Below are 13,501 nucleotides of genomic sequence, written 5' to 3' on the forward strand. Positions count from 1 at the left end.
CCCACCGCGCAGAGTGGGCGACCAAAACCGCCCGGCGCGGGCTACCGTCGGCGCGGGGTCCAGCCCGAGGGCAGACCGCCGTCGACGAAGGCCCGCTCCCGGTCCGCGGCCGCCGACCAGCCCTGCGCCTCCTCCTCGGTGTCGAAGGCGCCCCGAGCAACGCGGAAACCGACGTCCTCATGGTGCATGCGCGGCGCTCCCCCGCGGCGAACGGACGCGCGCACGCTCCAGGCATCGTCGGCGAATCCTCCGCCGCGAAAGACCCGATAGTCGTCGTACCGCGCGGGGTCGAGGAGATCCCAGCACCACTCCCACACGTTGCCGAGCGTGTCGAAGAGCCCGTGCAGGTTCGGGAGCTTCCCGCCCACGTCCTGCGGCGTGCCCACTCCGTCGACCGCGGTCCAGGCGGCCTCGGCCAGCGGCGCATAGTGCGGCCCGGTGGAGCCTGCTCGGCAGGCGTACTCCCACTCGGCCTCGGTCGGAAGGCGGTAGCCGTCCGCTGTGGTGTCCCAGGCCACGTCCTCACCCTCGAAGTGGTACACGGGATCGAGTCCCTCCCACTCCGAGGCGGCGTTGCAGAAGTGGATCGCGCGCAGCCAGCTCACGTCGGCGACCGGGCGACGAGGGTGCCGGGTCGGTGTGCCCAGGACTTCGGTGACCTGTTCCTCCGTCACCGAGAAGGCGGCGAGGGAGAACGGCTCGAGTTCGACGGTCCGGCGCGTGCGGCGTCGGGCGTCGTGCAGCGTGACCGTCCCGGCGGGGAGACGGACCAGTTCGATGTCGCTCATCCGCGGGGCGTGACGTCGCTCATGCCGGGGTCCGCTCGACCCAGGTCGGATACTTCGCTGCGCGGCCGTCCCCGGATGAGGTCCTCGTCACGCGCCGTCGCACCCACGGGCCGACGAACTCCCGGTAGTACGCCAGGCCCCCGGGCCCTGCGGTCCAGCGGTCGAGCGGCGCCCACCAGGCTGCCGGCGGCTCGAAGCCGAGCCCGTGCAGCACGCGGGCCGCGACGCGGTGGTGGCCCGCCGCGTTCATGTGCAGCCGGTCCTCCGACCAGTACGCGGGTTTCGACAGCTCCGTGTCCGGCCAGTTGAGGGCACGGATGACGTCGGGCCGGTCCTCGATGCGCCGCAGGACCGCCTCGGAGAGCAGATCGCCGCGGCGTTGCACGAGCGATCCCATCGGAAGCTGCCCGCTGGGGTTGGCACCGGAGAGCAGGATCATCGTCACACCCTCCTCGTCGCACCGCCGCAGCACCCGGCTGAACGCGTCGGCGATGTGCTCGACGTCCGTCCGCGGCCGCAGCATGTCGTTGCCCCCGCCGTTGAACGACAGGTGCGTGGGGCGCAGGGCCAACGCCGGCTCGAGCTGCTCCTCGACGATCGGCCACGCCAGCTTCCCCCGGATCGCGAGGTTCGCGTACTGGATGGGGTGCCCCGCGGCATCCGCCCATCCCTGCGCGGCGATGTCGGCCCAGCCGCGCTCGCGCCCATCGGGGAGCACATCGCCCACGCCTTCGGTGAAGGAGTCGCCTATCGCGACGAAACGTACATCAGCCACGCGCCCAGCCTATTCCCGGTCCCGGACGTCACCGGTCGTCCAGCGCCGCTCCGCTCCGATCGACGAGACCCCAGGCCGCCGCGGCGGCGACGAGGAAGCAGGCCGCGAACACGACGAACAGCAGGGGCGCGCCGCCGGCCCCGAGGAGGACGGGAACGGCGAGGGGAGCCACGATGGAGGCGATGCGGCCCACCCCGGCGGCCCAGCCGGCCCCCGTGCCGCGCAGCGAGGTCGGGTAGATCTCCGGCGTCACCGCGTACAGCGCACCCCACGCACCGAGGGTGAAGAACGACAGGGCCATGCCTGCGCCGATGATCATCGGCACCGTCGTGGCGGTGCCGAAGACGACGGCCGAGGCGGTCGCCCCCAGCAGGAAGACCGAGAGCGTGACCCGGCGGCCCCACACTTCGATGAGCCAGGCGGCCACGGCATAGCCCGGGAGTTGCGCGAGCGTGATGATGAGGGTGAAGCCGAACGAGCGGACGAGGTCGAATCCCGCGTCGACGAGGATGCTCGGGATCCAGATGAACGCCCCGTAGTAGGCGAAGTTGACGGCAAGCCACACCAGCCAGAGGCAGGCGGTCCGCATCCGGAACTCGACGCTCCAGAGCGCAGCGAGCCGGGCACGCGCCGTCATCGCGATCGCCCGCGACGCCGGCTCCTTCCGGATCTGCGGGGTGTGCTCGACACCGGCATCGGCCTCGAACGCGGCGACGATGCGGTCGGCTTCCGCGATTCGTCCGCGGGACGCCAGCCAGCGCGGCGACTCGGGCAGACCCCACCGCACGACGAGGGCGTAGACCGCGGGGATCGCGCCGAGCGCGAAGGCCCACCGCCAGCCTGCCTCAGAGGCGGGGATGACGAAGAACCCGATGACGGCAGACGCCGTCCAGCCCACAGCCCAGAAGGCTTCGAGGATGACGATCAGCCGTCCCCGGATGCGCGCGGGCGCGAACTCGCTCACGTAGGTCGAGGCGACCGGCAGCTCCGCTCCCAGGCCGAGGCCGACGAAGAACCGCAGCACGAGCAGCGCCGCCACTGATCCGACCAGCGCACTCGCTCCGGTGGCCACGCCATAGATGAGCAGCGTGAGGGCGAACACCTGCCGGCGGCCGAAGCGGTCAGCGAGAAGACCGCCGAGGGTCGCGCCGACCGCCATGCCGACGAAGCCGAGCGAGGCGATCCAGCCGGCCTCCCCCTTCGTGAGATCCCACTGCTGTGAGAGCGCCGCGATGATGAAGGAGATGAGTCCGACGTCCATCGCGTCGAGCGCCCAGCCGACGCCGGAGCCCGTGAGCAGGCGCAGGTGCCGGCGGGTGAACGGGAGGACGTCGAGGCGCTCGGCGAGCGAGGTGCGGCTCGGCAGGGCGGTATCGGCCATGATTCTCATCGTAGGGCCGCCCGTCCCGCCGAGCCGCGAGATGACGCCAGCTCAGTCGCGGTCGGCGAGGAGCTTCCGCACCCGAGGGATCACCTCGGTGCCGTACAGCTCGATGCTGCGCATCATCGACTCGTGCGACAGGGTGCCGGTCGCGTACTTGAGGTCGAAGCGGCCGAGCCCGAGGGTCTTGATCGTGTCGGCGATCTTCGCCGCGACGCGCTCCGGCGAACCGGCATAGAGCGAGCCCTCCGGACCGATGTCGTTCTGAAAGCGCGCGCGGCTGTAAGGCGGCCAGCCGCGCTCGCGACCGATGGTGTTGTTCATCGCCTCGAAGCCCGGGTAGGCCTCGTCCCACGCCTCCGCGTCGGTGGGCGCGATGTGACCGGGTGAGTGCACGGCCACCGGGTGGGCGGTCGTCCCGAAGGAGGCGACCGAGCGGTGGTAGAGGTCGACGAACGGCTTGAACCGCCCGGCCGGGCCGCCGATGATCGCCAGCATCAGGGCGAGACCGTGACGCGCGACACGCACGACGGACTCCGGGCTGCCCCCCACGCCGACCCACGTGCGCAGGCCCTTCTCGGTCTTCGGGAAGACGTCCGCGTTGTCGAGAGACGGCCGCAGCGAGCCGGACCACGTGACGGGCTCTTCCTTGAGGAGCTCGACGAGCAGCTCGAGCTTCTCCTCGAAGAGCCGGTCGTAGTCGCGCAGGTCGTAGCCGAACAGCGGGAAGGACTCGATGAACGAACCGCGCCCGAGGACGACCTCCGCCCGGCCGCCGGACAGGGCGTCGAGGGTGGAGAAGCGTTCGAACACACGCACCGGGTCGTCCGAGGACAGCACGGTCACGGCGGTGCCCAGCCGGATGCGCTCGGTGCGCGCCGCGATCGCCGCGAGCACCATCTCCGGGGACGAGACCGCGAACTCGCGCCGGTGGTGCTCCCCCACCCCGAAGAAGTCGACGCCGACGGTGTCGGCCAGCTCCGCCTGCGCGACGACGTTCCGGATGGTCTGCGCGCCGCTGAGCAGCTCGCCGTCCTGATCCCGGGTGATGTCGCCGAACGTGTCCAGCCCGAATTCGATGTCCATGTCACACCTTCCTATTCAGGTGAATGGAACACGCGGACTCGGGCCGGCATTCCCGTCACCGAGGGAGCAGCGCGCTGCGCAGCGTGTCGAGTCCGACGCCGCCGAGATCGAGGGCGCGCTTGTGGAAGCCCTTGAAGCTGAACGCGTCGCCCTCCGCCTGCTGCACGGCGTCGCGGACCTGCTCCCAGATGCGCTGACCGACCTTGTACGACGGCGCCTGACCCGGCCAGCCGAGGTACCGGTTGACCTCGAACTGCACGAACTGGTCCGACATGTTCACGTTGCGGCGGAGGAAGTCGAGCGCGTACTCGGCATCCCAGACGCCCTCGCCCTCGAGTCGGGGCTTGCCGAGGTGCACGCCGATGTCGAGGACCACGCGCGCCGCCCGCATCCGCTGCCCATCCAGCATGCCGAGGCGATCCGCCGGGTCATCGAGGTAACCGAGCTGCTCCATCAGCCGCTCCGCGTACAGCGCCCAGCCCTCCGCGTGCCCCGACGTGCCGGCGAGCAGCCGCCGCCAGGAGTTGAGCTCGGCGCGGTTGTAGACGGCCTGGGCGATCTGCAGGTGATGCCCCGGCACACCCTCGTGGTACACGGTGGTGAGCTCGCGCCACGTGTCGAACTCGGTGACGCCCTCGGGGACCGACCACCACATGCGACCGGGGCGCGAGAAGTCGTCGGTGGGACCGGTGTAGTAGATCCCGCCCTCCTGCGTCGGCGCGATCATGCACTCCAGCGTGCGGATCGCCTCCGGGATGTCGAAGTGCGAGGCACCCAGCTCGGCGACCGCGCGATCGCTGGTCTCCTGCATCCACCGCTGGAGCGCCTCGGTGCCGACGAGCTTGCGGGCGGGGTCCGACTCCAGATGCGCGACGGCCTCCTCGACGGAGGCTCCGGGAAGGATCTCGTTCGCGATCGCCGTCTGCTCGGCCACCATGCGGGCGAGCTCTTCCCGGCCCCACTCGTAGGTCTCGTCGAGGTCGATGGTCGCGCCGAGGAAACGCCGGGAGTTGAGGGCGTAGAGCTCGCGCCCCACGGCGTCCGTCTCACCGGCTTCGGGGGCCAGCTCCTCGGCCAGGAAGCGCCGCAGCTCGCCGTAGGCGACCCGGGCAGCCGCGGAGTTGTCCGCCAGCGTGCGGGCGAGCGAGGCGGGAAGCTGACCCTCCTCGGGATCGGCGTGCGCGACGAACGCCGCGAAGAATCCGTCGTCGGCGATGTAGCGGTCGATCTGCGTCGCGACCTCCGCGACCTGGCGACGGGCGGGAGTGACGCCCTCGGCGATGCCCAGACGGAGCGTCTCGATGTACCCGCGCAGCGCCCCCGGCACGGCAGAGAGTCGGGTGGAGACGACCTCCCAGTCCTCGACCGTCGCGGTGGGCATCAGGTCGAAGGCGGAGCGGACGTCCTGCGCGGCGGATGCGATGACGTTCAGATCACGCAGGTGCCACTTCGCGTCGTGCAACTCGAGGTCGAGGCGCAGCTCGGCGCTGAGATCGGTCTTGGTGACCTCGTCGATCGCGTCGACCGGCTCCAGCGCGGCCAGCTTGTCCAGTGTGGCCCGCGTCGCCGCGGCGATCTCCTCGTGACCTTCCGGACTCAGGTCACCGAATCGGTCGTTGACCTCGGAGCGGCCGATGTACGTGCCGAGAGTCGGCGCCAGCACGGCGATCGTGTCGACCCATTCATCGGCGACCCTGTCGATGGCGGAGGGGGTGCGGGGTGCGGAAGTCATGCCTTCCAGCCTAATCCCCGCCCCCTCCGGCCACCGGGATCAGTGCGCGGCTTCGTTCCAGTCCCGACCGCGGCCGACCTGCACGTCGAGCGGCACGGAGAGCTGCGCGGCGTCACCCATCCGCGTGCGGACGATCTGCTCCACCGCGTCCCACTCCCCCGCAGCGACCTCGACGACGAGTTCGTCGTGGATCTGCAGCAGCACCCGCGACTCCAGCTTCGCGGCGTGGAGGTCGTCGTGGATGTGGAACAGCGCGATCTTCATGATGTCGGCCGCGCTGCCCTGGATCGGGGCGTTGAGCGCGGCCCGCTCGGCGTTCTCGCGCAGCACGCGGTTGGGGCTCGCGAGATCGGGGAACGGCCGCCGACGTCCGAAGATCGTCTCGGTGTAGCCGACCTCCTTGGCCTTCATCACCGAGGCCCGCAGGTAGTCGCGGACCGCACCGAACCGTGCGAAGTACTCCACCATGAGCTGCTTGGCCTCCGACTGCTCGATGCGCAGCTGCTTGGACAGCCCGAACGCGGAGAGCCCGTAGACGAGGCCGTACGACATCGCCTTCACCTTGGTGCGCATCGCCGGCGTGACCTCGGACGGATCGACGCCGAACACGCGGGCGCCGACGAAACGGTGCAGGTCTTCACCGCTGTTGAAGGCCTCGATCAACCCCTCATCACCCGAGAGGTGCGCCATGATCCGCATCTCGATCTGCGAGTAGTCGGCGGTGAGCAGGGTCTCGTACCCCTCGCCGACCTCGAAGGCGCTGCGGATGCGCCGTGACTCCTCGGTGCGGACCGGGATGTTCTGGAGGTTCGGGTCGGTGCTGGACAGGCGCCCGGTCTGACTGCCGGTCTGCACATAGGTCGTGTGCACCCGATTGTCCTCGCGGATCGCGGTGTCGAGGGACTCGATGATCTGCCGCAGCTTCGTCGCCTCTCGGTGCTGCAGCAGCAGGCTCAGGAAGGGGTGCGGGTGCGACTCCTGGAGGTCGGCGAGCACGGCCGCATCGGTCGAGTACCCGGTCTTCGTCTTGCGCGTCTTCGGAAGCTGCAGGTCTTCGAACAGCACCTCCTGGAGCTGCTTCGGCGACCCGAGGTTGAACTCGCGGCCGACGACCGAGAACGCCTCCTGGGCCAGCGCATCCGCGCGTGTCGCGAGCTCGGCCGAGAACGTCGACAGAACCTCGTGCGAGACGGCGACGCCGGCGAGCTCCATGTCGGCGAGCGTGCGGAGCGTCGGCAGCTCGATGTCGCGGAGCACGGCGTCGACCGGCTCGGGCAGATCGTTTCGCAGGGCCTCGGCCACGCGGAGGATGAACCACGCCTCCTGCGACGGGGTGGCACCCTCGGTCTCCGGCACGAGCTGCGACGGATCGGCCTCGGGGAGCTTCTCCCCCAGGTAGCGCTGGACGAGGTCGGACAGCGTCTTGTCCGGGAAGCTCGGACGCAGCAGCCAGCCGGCGAGGCTCGTGTCGTAGGCGAGCCCGCCGAGACGGATCCCGTGACGGAGCAGCGCCTTCACCTGCGGCTTGGCGTCGTGCAGCACCTTCGGCGCGTCGGACTCCAGCCACGTGCGCAGCGCCGCGGCCGCCTCCTCCGACCAGTCGAGCTCGCGCAGCTCGCTCCCGGTGGCGACGCCGACGCGCACAGGTGCGCCCGACTGCACCACGACCCGGAGAGCGATGTCTCCGTCCTGCGCCGCGGCCCAGGTGGCCAGATCGGGGGCGGACACCTGTGCCGGCGCCGGCATCTCGACGACGGAGGCCGGGTCGTCGGCCACCTCGCCCGCACCGACGGCCTCGAAGACCCGCGGCAGCAGCGTGCGGAACTCGAGTCGGGCGAAGATGTCGCGGACGGCCTCGGCATCGATCGGGGCGACCGCGAGATCGGCCGGTGCCACCGGCAGCTCCACGTCGGTCAGCAGGCGGTTGAGCTTGCGGTTGCGGCGGACGTCTTCGATGTGATCGCGGAGGTTGCCGCCGACCACGCCCTTGATCTCGCCGGCACGCTTGAGCAGCTCGTCGAGGGAGCCGAACTGCGTGAGCCACTTGACGGCCGTCTTCTCCCCCACCTTCGGCACACCGGGGAGGTTGTCGCTGGTCTCACCGACGAGGGCGGCGATGTCGGGGTACTGCTCGGGACGGACGCCGTAGCGCTCCTGCACCGTGGTCGGGTCGTAGCGCTTGAGCTGCGAGACACCCTGCACGGACGGATACAGCAGCGTGACGTCGTCGGTGACGAGCTGGATGGTGTCGCGGTCTCCGGAGACCACGAGCACGTCGTAGCCCTGGGCGGCGCCCTGGGTGGAGAGGGTGGCGAGGATGTCGTCGGCCTCGATGCCCTCCTGCGTCAGCACCGGGATAGACATCGCGGCGAGGCAGTCCTGCAGCAGCGGGATCTGGCCCTTGAACTCCTGCGGCGTCTCGGATCGGGTGGCCTTGTACTCCGGGTACTCGTCGGTGCGGAACGAGTGGCGGGAGGTGTCGAACGCGATCGCGAGGTGGGTGGGCTGCTCGGCCTTGATGAGGTTGACCAGCATGGACAGGAACCCGTAGATGGCGTTCGTGTGCTGGTTGTCCTTGGTGGTGAAGTTGTCCACCGGGAGGGCGAAGAAGGCCCGGTAGGCGAGCGAGTGGCCGTCGACGACCATGAGGGTAGGCTTTGCGGAGTCCGTCACCCTGTCAGCCTAACGAGGAGCACGGACACCCGCAGAGGAGGATGCATGAGCGAGGTCGCCACCAGCGAAGGACTCGAGTGGGCGGCCGCCCGCGGCATGGGAGCCCTGGCCGAGAAGATGGGCATGGAGTTCGTCGAGTTCGGCGTCGATCGGTGCGTGGCGACGATGCCGGTGGAGGGCAACACCCAGCCGGTCGGTCTCATGCACGGCGGCGCCTATGTCGTGCTGGGCGAATCGCTCGGCTCGATGGCGGCCAATCTGCATGCGGGAGCGGGCCGCCTGGCGGTCGGGGTCGACATCAACGCCACGCACACCCGGTCGGCCACCTCGGGGGTGGTCACCGGGGTCTGCACGCCCGTACACCTGGGCCGGAGCGTCACGGTGCACGAGATCGTCGTGACCGACGATCAGGGCCGGCGCTGCTCCACGATCCGCATCACCAACATGATCAAGGACGCTCCCGCCGGGCGCTGACCGGCTCCTCCAGCAGCAGCTGGAAGAGGATGTGGTCCTGCCACTCCCCCGCGATCCGCAGGTACTTCGGGGCGATGCCGATGCGCTCGAAGCCGTTGCCGGTGAGGACGCGCTGGGAGGCCACGTTGTGCAGCAGCGTCGAGGCCTGGAGCCGGTGCAGCCGCAGCTCGTCCCGCGCGTGCTCCGAGATGAGGGCCACCGCGCGACCTGCGAGGCCGCGGCGGAGCCGGGTGGAATCGATCCAGTAGCCGAGATCGGCGCTCCAGAACGCGCCGCGAACGATGGTGTTCAGGTTCATCCGGCCGCGGATCTCCCCGTCGTCCGAGAGGATCACGAAGCGGGAACTGCGGCCGAGAGCAGCCTCGGCGACGCACTGCTGGGCGTTCTGCTCCTGCCACTCCTCGGTGAAGAACGCCTCGGAGCGCACCGGCTCCCAGGGGGCGAGATGCTCCCTGTTCGCCCGGTACGCACGCGCGAGTGCGGCTCCGTCCCCGGCACGGACCGGCCGCAGAACGTGCTCTGCGTCCAGCCGGAGCACCGGAGTGCCCTACTTCTTGGGAGCGAGCTGCTCGATGATCGCCTTGGCGACGTCCTGCATCGTCAGCCGGCGATCCATCGACGCCTTCTGGATCCAGCGGAACGCCTCGGGCTCGCTCAGGCCCATCTTCTCGTTGAGGAGTCCCTTGGCCCGGTCGACGAGCTTGCGGGTCTCGAAGCGCTCGACCATGTCGGCGACCTCGGCCTCGAGGGTGATGATCTGCTCGTGGCGGGCCAGAGCGATCTCGATCGCGGGAAGGAGGTCGTTCGGCGTGAAGGGCTTCACGACGTAGGCCAGGGCTCCGGCCTCGCTCGCCCGCTCCACGAGCTCCTTCTGGCTGAACGCGGTCAGCAGCACGACGGGGGCGATGTTGCCCTTGTGCAGCTTCTCGGCGGCGCTGATGCCGTCGAGCTGGGGCATCTTCACGTCCATGATGACGAGGTCGGGACGCAGCTCGGTGGCGAGGGCCACCGCCGTCTCGCCGTCGCCGGCCTCGCCGACGACATCGAAGCCGTTGTCGCGGAGGATCTCGACGATGTCGAGACGGATCAGCGATTCGTCTTCGGCGACGACGACGCGTCGGGGTGCGGATGCCGTGGGCTGCTCAGCCTGTTCTTGCTCGGTCACCCGTCCATCCTAACGGAGAGGTCCACACCACCGGCTGAAGACAGCGGGCACGCGAGGAAGCGTCCGTCGTCTGCGCTACAGTCGAAGTCGCGAGACACGGGCCGGCGTGGCGGAATGGCAGACGCGGAGCACTCAAAATGCTTTGTCCGAGAGGGCGTGTGGGTTCGAGTCCCACCGCCGGCACCAGCATCGCGGACCGCTCGTGGCCCCCAGCATGCGATCGAGGTCGGCTAGTGTTTCGACCTAGGTCGGGAGACGTCGGTTAAGCGCGACTGGCGTGCTTCCATCTTCTCTTTTCGCCAGGCACCTAGTCCTGCTGATGAGGAGAGACGCTCGATCGTAGGCTCCAAAGTCCGGAAATCCGCCAGCGTCACGTGGGTCACTGTGTGGAAAACATGCTTGACATCCCGCTTCGTCCCTCTCGCGTGTGTCTTATTCGTCTGCGCGTACTCACGCATCTCGATTGCGAGACGCCTCCCATGAAGAGCCAAGCGGACTGTGTGACCCTGCTCGACTTCGGCGGCGGGGCGCCACACATCGGCATCGACCTCCTGCCATCCGTACGCAGACACCATCCCTCTCACGGCCTCAACGAGAACTTCCCGTTCGTCCGCCGCTGAAGTCGGAGCGGTGGTTGCGGCCATGTGAATCAGCTCGGGAAGCGAGGCGCTTGCAAGGTCGCGCGACAAGACGGCTGTCAGGAATGCAGCGGGACCATGCTCATCCTCGGAGTCGTCGAAGTAGCGCTCAAGCTCCCCTGCGGTATCCAACGCGCCCATGCTCACAGCGCGTTGCACACGGCGATAATCATCGGGCCACCCGAACTGGAGGCCGAGGATTATTAGGAGCAACGCGCGACTTGCAGCTGACTTCTGTCTGCTAAGGATCCGATCGAGAACCAGATACGAGTTGACCAGGCGCTTGGCCTGACGGGGATTGCCTCGTAGTGCACGACGGACTACCTCCAACAACACTGACTGAAACCGCTCGTCTTGAAGGCTTACCAGTGTCTGGAAGTTGGGAAGAAGGTCGCGGAGAACATGCGCCGAACTGGTGTTGAGGGGCGGGACGCGAAACGGGATCTGCACCATCTTTTCGATGAACTCGTGCCCGGAAACGTGGGGGTACTCGGCAGTGATCGCTTGCACGAGCACGTCGTAGTCGAGGGCAACTACGAAAACAAAACCGCTGAGATCCATGACGTTGTTGATCGTCTCAAGCACGGCGACGAGATTCGTCGGAGAGCAACGATCAAGATCGTCGATAAGGATCACTAGTCGTTCGCCAGAGATGTCGTCGGCGGCGCGGCGCATTTCGCGGATTGCATCGACGAAGTTTGGCGGCGCCTTCTCGGCGTCCAGCGCGCGCATCGCCTTCTCACCGTCGATCTCCAATGTGGCTCCGGTAGGGCCACCGAAAGTCAGCGAGCTGGCGGACACCATGGCCTGGGCCACATCCAACAACTTGCTCCCGAAATGCCGTAGCTTCGCGTTCTGCTCGATCGCCCTCGCAATCAAGGTCAACAACGAGGCAACGAGCTCTCCCCCTGGTTGATACCTCCACGCGTCAAACTCGATCACGACGCTCTTGCCGTTCGCCCGCAGCCCCGAGGCAAGTGCACCTAAAAGTGAAGACTTGCCCGATCCCCAGGGGCCATACAAACCGAGGGTGTACTGCGCGGGCTTTCCACCCTCGACAGCATCGACAAGCGCCGCCGCATAAGACTCGAACCCGAGCTTTGGTTGCGTAGTCGGTAAGTCACCCACCACAGCCAGACGATCGCCCATCGCCACCTCGCTTCCCTTCGTCGCAGGACGGCAAGCGCGGCCCTGTTCTGAATGTACCAAGCGGGCAGCCGTGCGGAAGCAGGGCTGCCCACTTAATCACGGAGAGACTGTGGAACCCGGCTGGGCAGCCGAACGCTCGGCACCAGCATCGCGGACCGCTCGCCCCGTCACTCGGCGAGGGCGGCGAGTTCGGCCATCACGCGGGGGTGGGCGAGGATCCGGAAGTGCCCTCCCGTCTCCAGCACCACGTTCTTGGCCCCGGCGAGCTCGCTCCCCTCGGGGATATGCGGATCGAACGCGGCGTAGATCGAGACGATGCGGGCGTTGACGTCGAGCTCCCGCCCCAGGGCGACGATAGAGGGGTCGTCCGGCGAGAACGCGCGCAGCACCCGACCGGGCAGCAACCGCGCATATCGTGAGCCCCCGAAGGGCGTCGCGATGGCGAGCATCCCGCGGATCCGTCCGCCCTCGGGGCCGGTCATCACCAGCTTCCCGGCGAGACCGCCCTTGCTGTGGGCGACGAGGAAGACGCCGGAGAGGTCGTGCGCTCGCAGGTAGTCGGCCACCTGGTCGGCCTCATCCTGCACCGGGAACTGGTTGCGGCGCAGCGCGTCCACGACGTGCACCGGATGGCCCCGCTCGTGCAGCGCGACGATGAGCGGCTCCAGGAAGCGCCAGGTCTCGTAGACGCCGGCGAGGACGACGATCGGGGCGCGGTCTCCGGTGGCGAAGTCGTCCGCCTGGTCGCGGCCGAAGAACGAGCGAACCTGCCAGAACCCGGCGTACGCGTAGTCCGCAGCCCACCAGCCCAGCATCCTCAGGACGTCGATGGGGCCCTCCCCCGCCGGCTGGCTGCGGCCGGCACCGCCGTCGGCCATGCTCCCGTCGTGTGGGCCAGGATCGCGGAAGCCACCGCCCGGGGCGCGGACTGCTGCGCGACATGGTGGTGACCGGGGATCTCCACCAGTCGCGAGACGGCCGCCGCGTCGCGCAGGCGCCGGCACCACGCGCGTCCTGCGATGGGGTCCTCACTCCCCCGCACGACAAGCACCGGCATGGAGAGCGCGGCGATCTTCTCCTCCAGGGGATACGCGAGCATGTGCCGGACCTGACGGAGATACCACCGCACGCCGCAGCGCAGGTAGTCGGTGAAGACGACGGTATTGATCGCGGGGGTCTCGCCGAACGTGTCGATGGCCAGCGCGCGCGCCTGTGCACCGAGCGTCCGGTGGGCGTCGTCCGCGACGGGGCCGATCGTGACGACCGTGCGGACGTACTCGGGATGCCGGAGCGCCGTCTCCACGGCCCACTGCACGCCCATCGAGTGTCCGACGAGCACGACGCGGTCGTCGTCGAGGCTCGCCACCACCTGGGCGAGACCCGCGGCCATCTGCGGGATGGAGACGTCGAACCGCGGTTTGGGCAGGCCGCCGAAGCCCGGAAGGTCGACGGAGACCACCCGGGTCGTGTCGGCGAGCACGGCGTGCAGCCGCGACAGATACCGGTGCGACATCCCGATCCCGTGCACGAGGACCACGGTCGGGGCCGTGCTGCCGGCCGGCCGCGGACTCTCCAGGATGCGGAACGTCAGCCCGGAGGTGACGAGGAGGCGACGGAGGACCATGGCAGCACGCTAGCCG

The 13,501-nt window shown here is 68.9% G+C and carries 12 protein-coding genes and 1 tRNA gene; 2 read left to right on the forward strand and 11 right to left on the reverse strand.

Translation table 11 applies throughout. From position 1 onward, the window contains the following. Positions 1–41 precede the first annotated feature (41 nt). Genes AC3B5L_RS08580 through polA form a run of 6 tightly spaced genes read right to left on the reverse strand, consistent with a single transcriptional unit; the run spans position 42 to position 8,435 of the window. On the reverse strand, positions 42–788 hold the full coding sequence (locus AC3B5L_RS08580) for a formylglycine-generating enzyme family protein (protein ID WP_490095641.1): 747 nt from the start codon (positions 786–788) through the stop codon (positions 42–44). Positions 789–807: 19 nt separating this feature from the next. Next, positions 808–1,563, reverse strand: a complete 756-nt coding sequence (locus AC3B5L_RS08585; RefSeq protein WP_101845740.1) for an SGNH/GDSL hydrolase family protein — start codon at positions 1,561–1,563, stop codon at positions 808–810. Positions 1,564–1,591: 28 nt separating this feature from the next. Then, the gene (locus AC3B5L_RS08590; protein ID WP_259954863.1) at positions 1,592–2,944 is read right to left on the reverse strand and encodes an MFS transporter; all 1,353 of its coding nucleotides are present in this window, start codon (positions 2,942–2,944) and stop codon (positions 1,592–1,594) included. A 51-nt stretch (positions 2,945–2,995) separates the two neighbouring features. Continuing rightward, a complete protein-coding gene (locus AC3B5L_RS08595; protein WP_259954861.1) occupies positions 2,996–4,030 on the reverse strand; it encodes an LLM class flavin-dependent oxidoreductase in 1,035 nt (344 codons plus the stop codon). A 55-nt stretch (positions 4,031–4,085) separates the two neighbouring features. After that, positions 4,086–5,762 carry a DUF885 domain-containing protein gene (locus AC3B5L_RS08600; RefSeq protein WP_366236672.1) on the reverse strand — a complete coding sequence of 559 codons (1,677 nt, stop codon included), beginning with the start codon at positions 5,760–5,762 and terminating at the stop codon, positions 4,086–4,088. A gap of 39 nt (positions 5,763–5,801) precedes the next feature. After that, positions 5,802–8,435, reverse strand: coding sequence for a DNA polymerase I (polA, locus tag AC3B5L_RS08605; RefSeq protein WP_259954858.1), 2,634 nt, complete (start codon positions 8,433–8,435; stop codon positions 5,802–5,804). A gap of 45 nt (positions 8,436–8,480) precedes the next feature. On the opposite strand from polA, the gene AC3B5L_RS08610 reads away from it, so the two are divergent. Beyond that, positions 8,481–8,909, forward strand: a complete 429-nt coding sequence (locus AC3B5L_RS08610) for a hotdog fold thioesterase (protein WP_259954856.1) — start codon at positions 8,481–8,483, stop codon at positions 8,907–8,909. Here AC3B5L_RS08610 and AC3B5L_RS08615 read toward each other — a convergent pair. Together AC3B5L_RS08615 and AC3B5L_RS08620 are read right to left on the reverse strand one after the other, a co-directional pair. Beyond that, positions 8,884–9,447: a GNAT family N-acetyltransferase gene (locus tag AC3B5L_RS08615; RefSeq protein WP_259954854.1), complete on the reverse strand. Its 564-nt coding sequence runs from the start codon at positions 9,445–9,447 to the stop codon at positions 8,884–8,886. The two genes, AC3B5L_RS08610 and AC3B5L_RS08615, sit on opposite strands and share 26 nt — an antisense overlap. Positions 9,448–9,456: 9 nt before the next feature. Continuing rightward, complete coding sequence (locus AC3B5L_RS08620) at positions 9,457–10,074, reverse strand: ANTAR domain-containing response regulator (protein WP_025103469.1); 618 nt, start codon at positions 10,072–10,074, stop codon at positions 9,457–9,459. A 100-nt stretch (positions 10,075–10,174) separates the two neighbouring features. Here AC3B5L_RS08620 and AC3B5L_RS08625 point away from each other — a divergent pair. Beyond that, positions 10,175–10,260, forward strand: a tRNA-Leu gene (locus AC3B5L_RS08625). A 44-nt stretch (positions 10,261–10,304) separates the two neighbouring features. On the opposite strand, the gene AC3B5L_RS08630 is transcribed toward AC3B5L_RS08625, so the two are convergent. From AC3B5L_RS08630 to AC3B5L_RS08640, 3 genes are all read right to left on the reverse strand, one after another. Beyond that, positions 10,305–11,861, reverse strand: coding sequence for a KAP family P-loop NTPase fold protein (locus AC3B5L_RS08630; RefSeq protein ID WP_259954851.1), 1,557 nt, complete (start codon positions 11,859–11,861; stop codon positions 10,305–10,307). Positions 11,862–12,028: 167 nt separating this feature from the next. Next, positions 12,029–12,739: an esterase/lipase family protein gene (locus AC3B5L_RS08635; protein WP_232089021.1), complete on the reverse strand. Its 711-nt coding sequence runs from the start codon at positions 12,737–12,739 to the stop codon at positions 12,029–12,031. Further along, positions 12,679–13,485: an alpha/beta fold hydrolase gene (locus AC3B5L_RS08640; protein WP_363443939.1), complete on the reverse strand. Its 807-nt coding sequence runs from the start codon at positions 13,483–13,485 to the stop codon at positions 12,679–12,681. The genes AC3B5L_RS08635 and AC3B5L_RS08640 overlap by 61 nt, the downstream gene beginning before the upstream one ends. Between the last annotated feature and the right edge of the window lie 16 nt (positions 13,486–13,501).

The sequence above is a fragment of the Microbacterium sp. C-MGS6 genome (assembly GCF_058140415.1).

What these genes read in the sequence shown, in the direction of transcription:
- AC3B5L_RS08580 (WP_490095641.1), bottom strand. Translation starts at nt 788, where the DNA reads ATGAGCGACATCGAACTGGTCCGTCTCCCCGCCGGGACGGTCACGCTG.
- AC3B5L_RS08590 (WP_259954863.1), bottom strand. Translation starts at nt 2,944, where the DNA reads ATGGCCGATACCGCCCTGCCGAGCCGCACCTCGCTCGCCGAGCGCCTC.
- AC3B5L_RS08595 (WP_259954861.1), bottom strand. Translation starts at nt 4,030, where the DNA reads ATGGACATCGAATTCGGGCTGGACACGTTCGGCGACATCACCCGGGAT.
- AC3B5L_RS08600 (WP_366236672.1), bottom strand. Translation starts at nt 5,762, where the DNA reads ATGACTTCCGCACCCCGCACCCCCTCCGCCATCGACAGGGTCGCCGAT.
- AC3B5L_RS08610 (WP_259954856.1), top strand. Translation starts at nt 8,481, where the DNA reads ATGAGCGAGGTCGCCACCAGCGAAGGACTCGAGTGGGCGGCCGCCCGC.
- AC3B5L_RS08630 (WP_259954851.1), bottom strand. Translation starts at nt 11,861, where the DNA reads ATGGGCGATCGTCTGGCTGTGGTGGGTGACTTACCGACTACGCAACCA.
- AC3B5L_RS08635 (WP_232089021.1), bottom strand. Translation starts at nt 12,739, where the DNA reads ATGGCCGACGGCGGTGCCGGCCGCAGCCAGCCGGCGGGGGAGGGCCCC.
- AC3B5L_RS08640 (WP_363443939.1), bottom strand. Translation starts at nt 13,485, where the DNA reads ATGGTCCTCCGTCGCCTCCTCGTCACCTCCGGGCTGACGTTCCGCATC.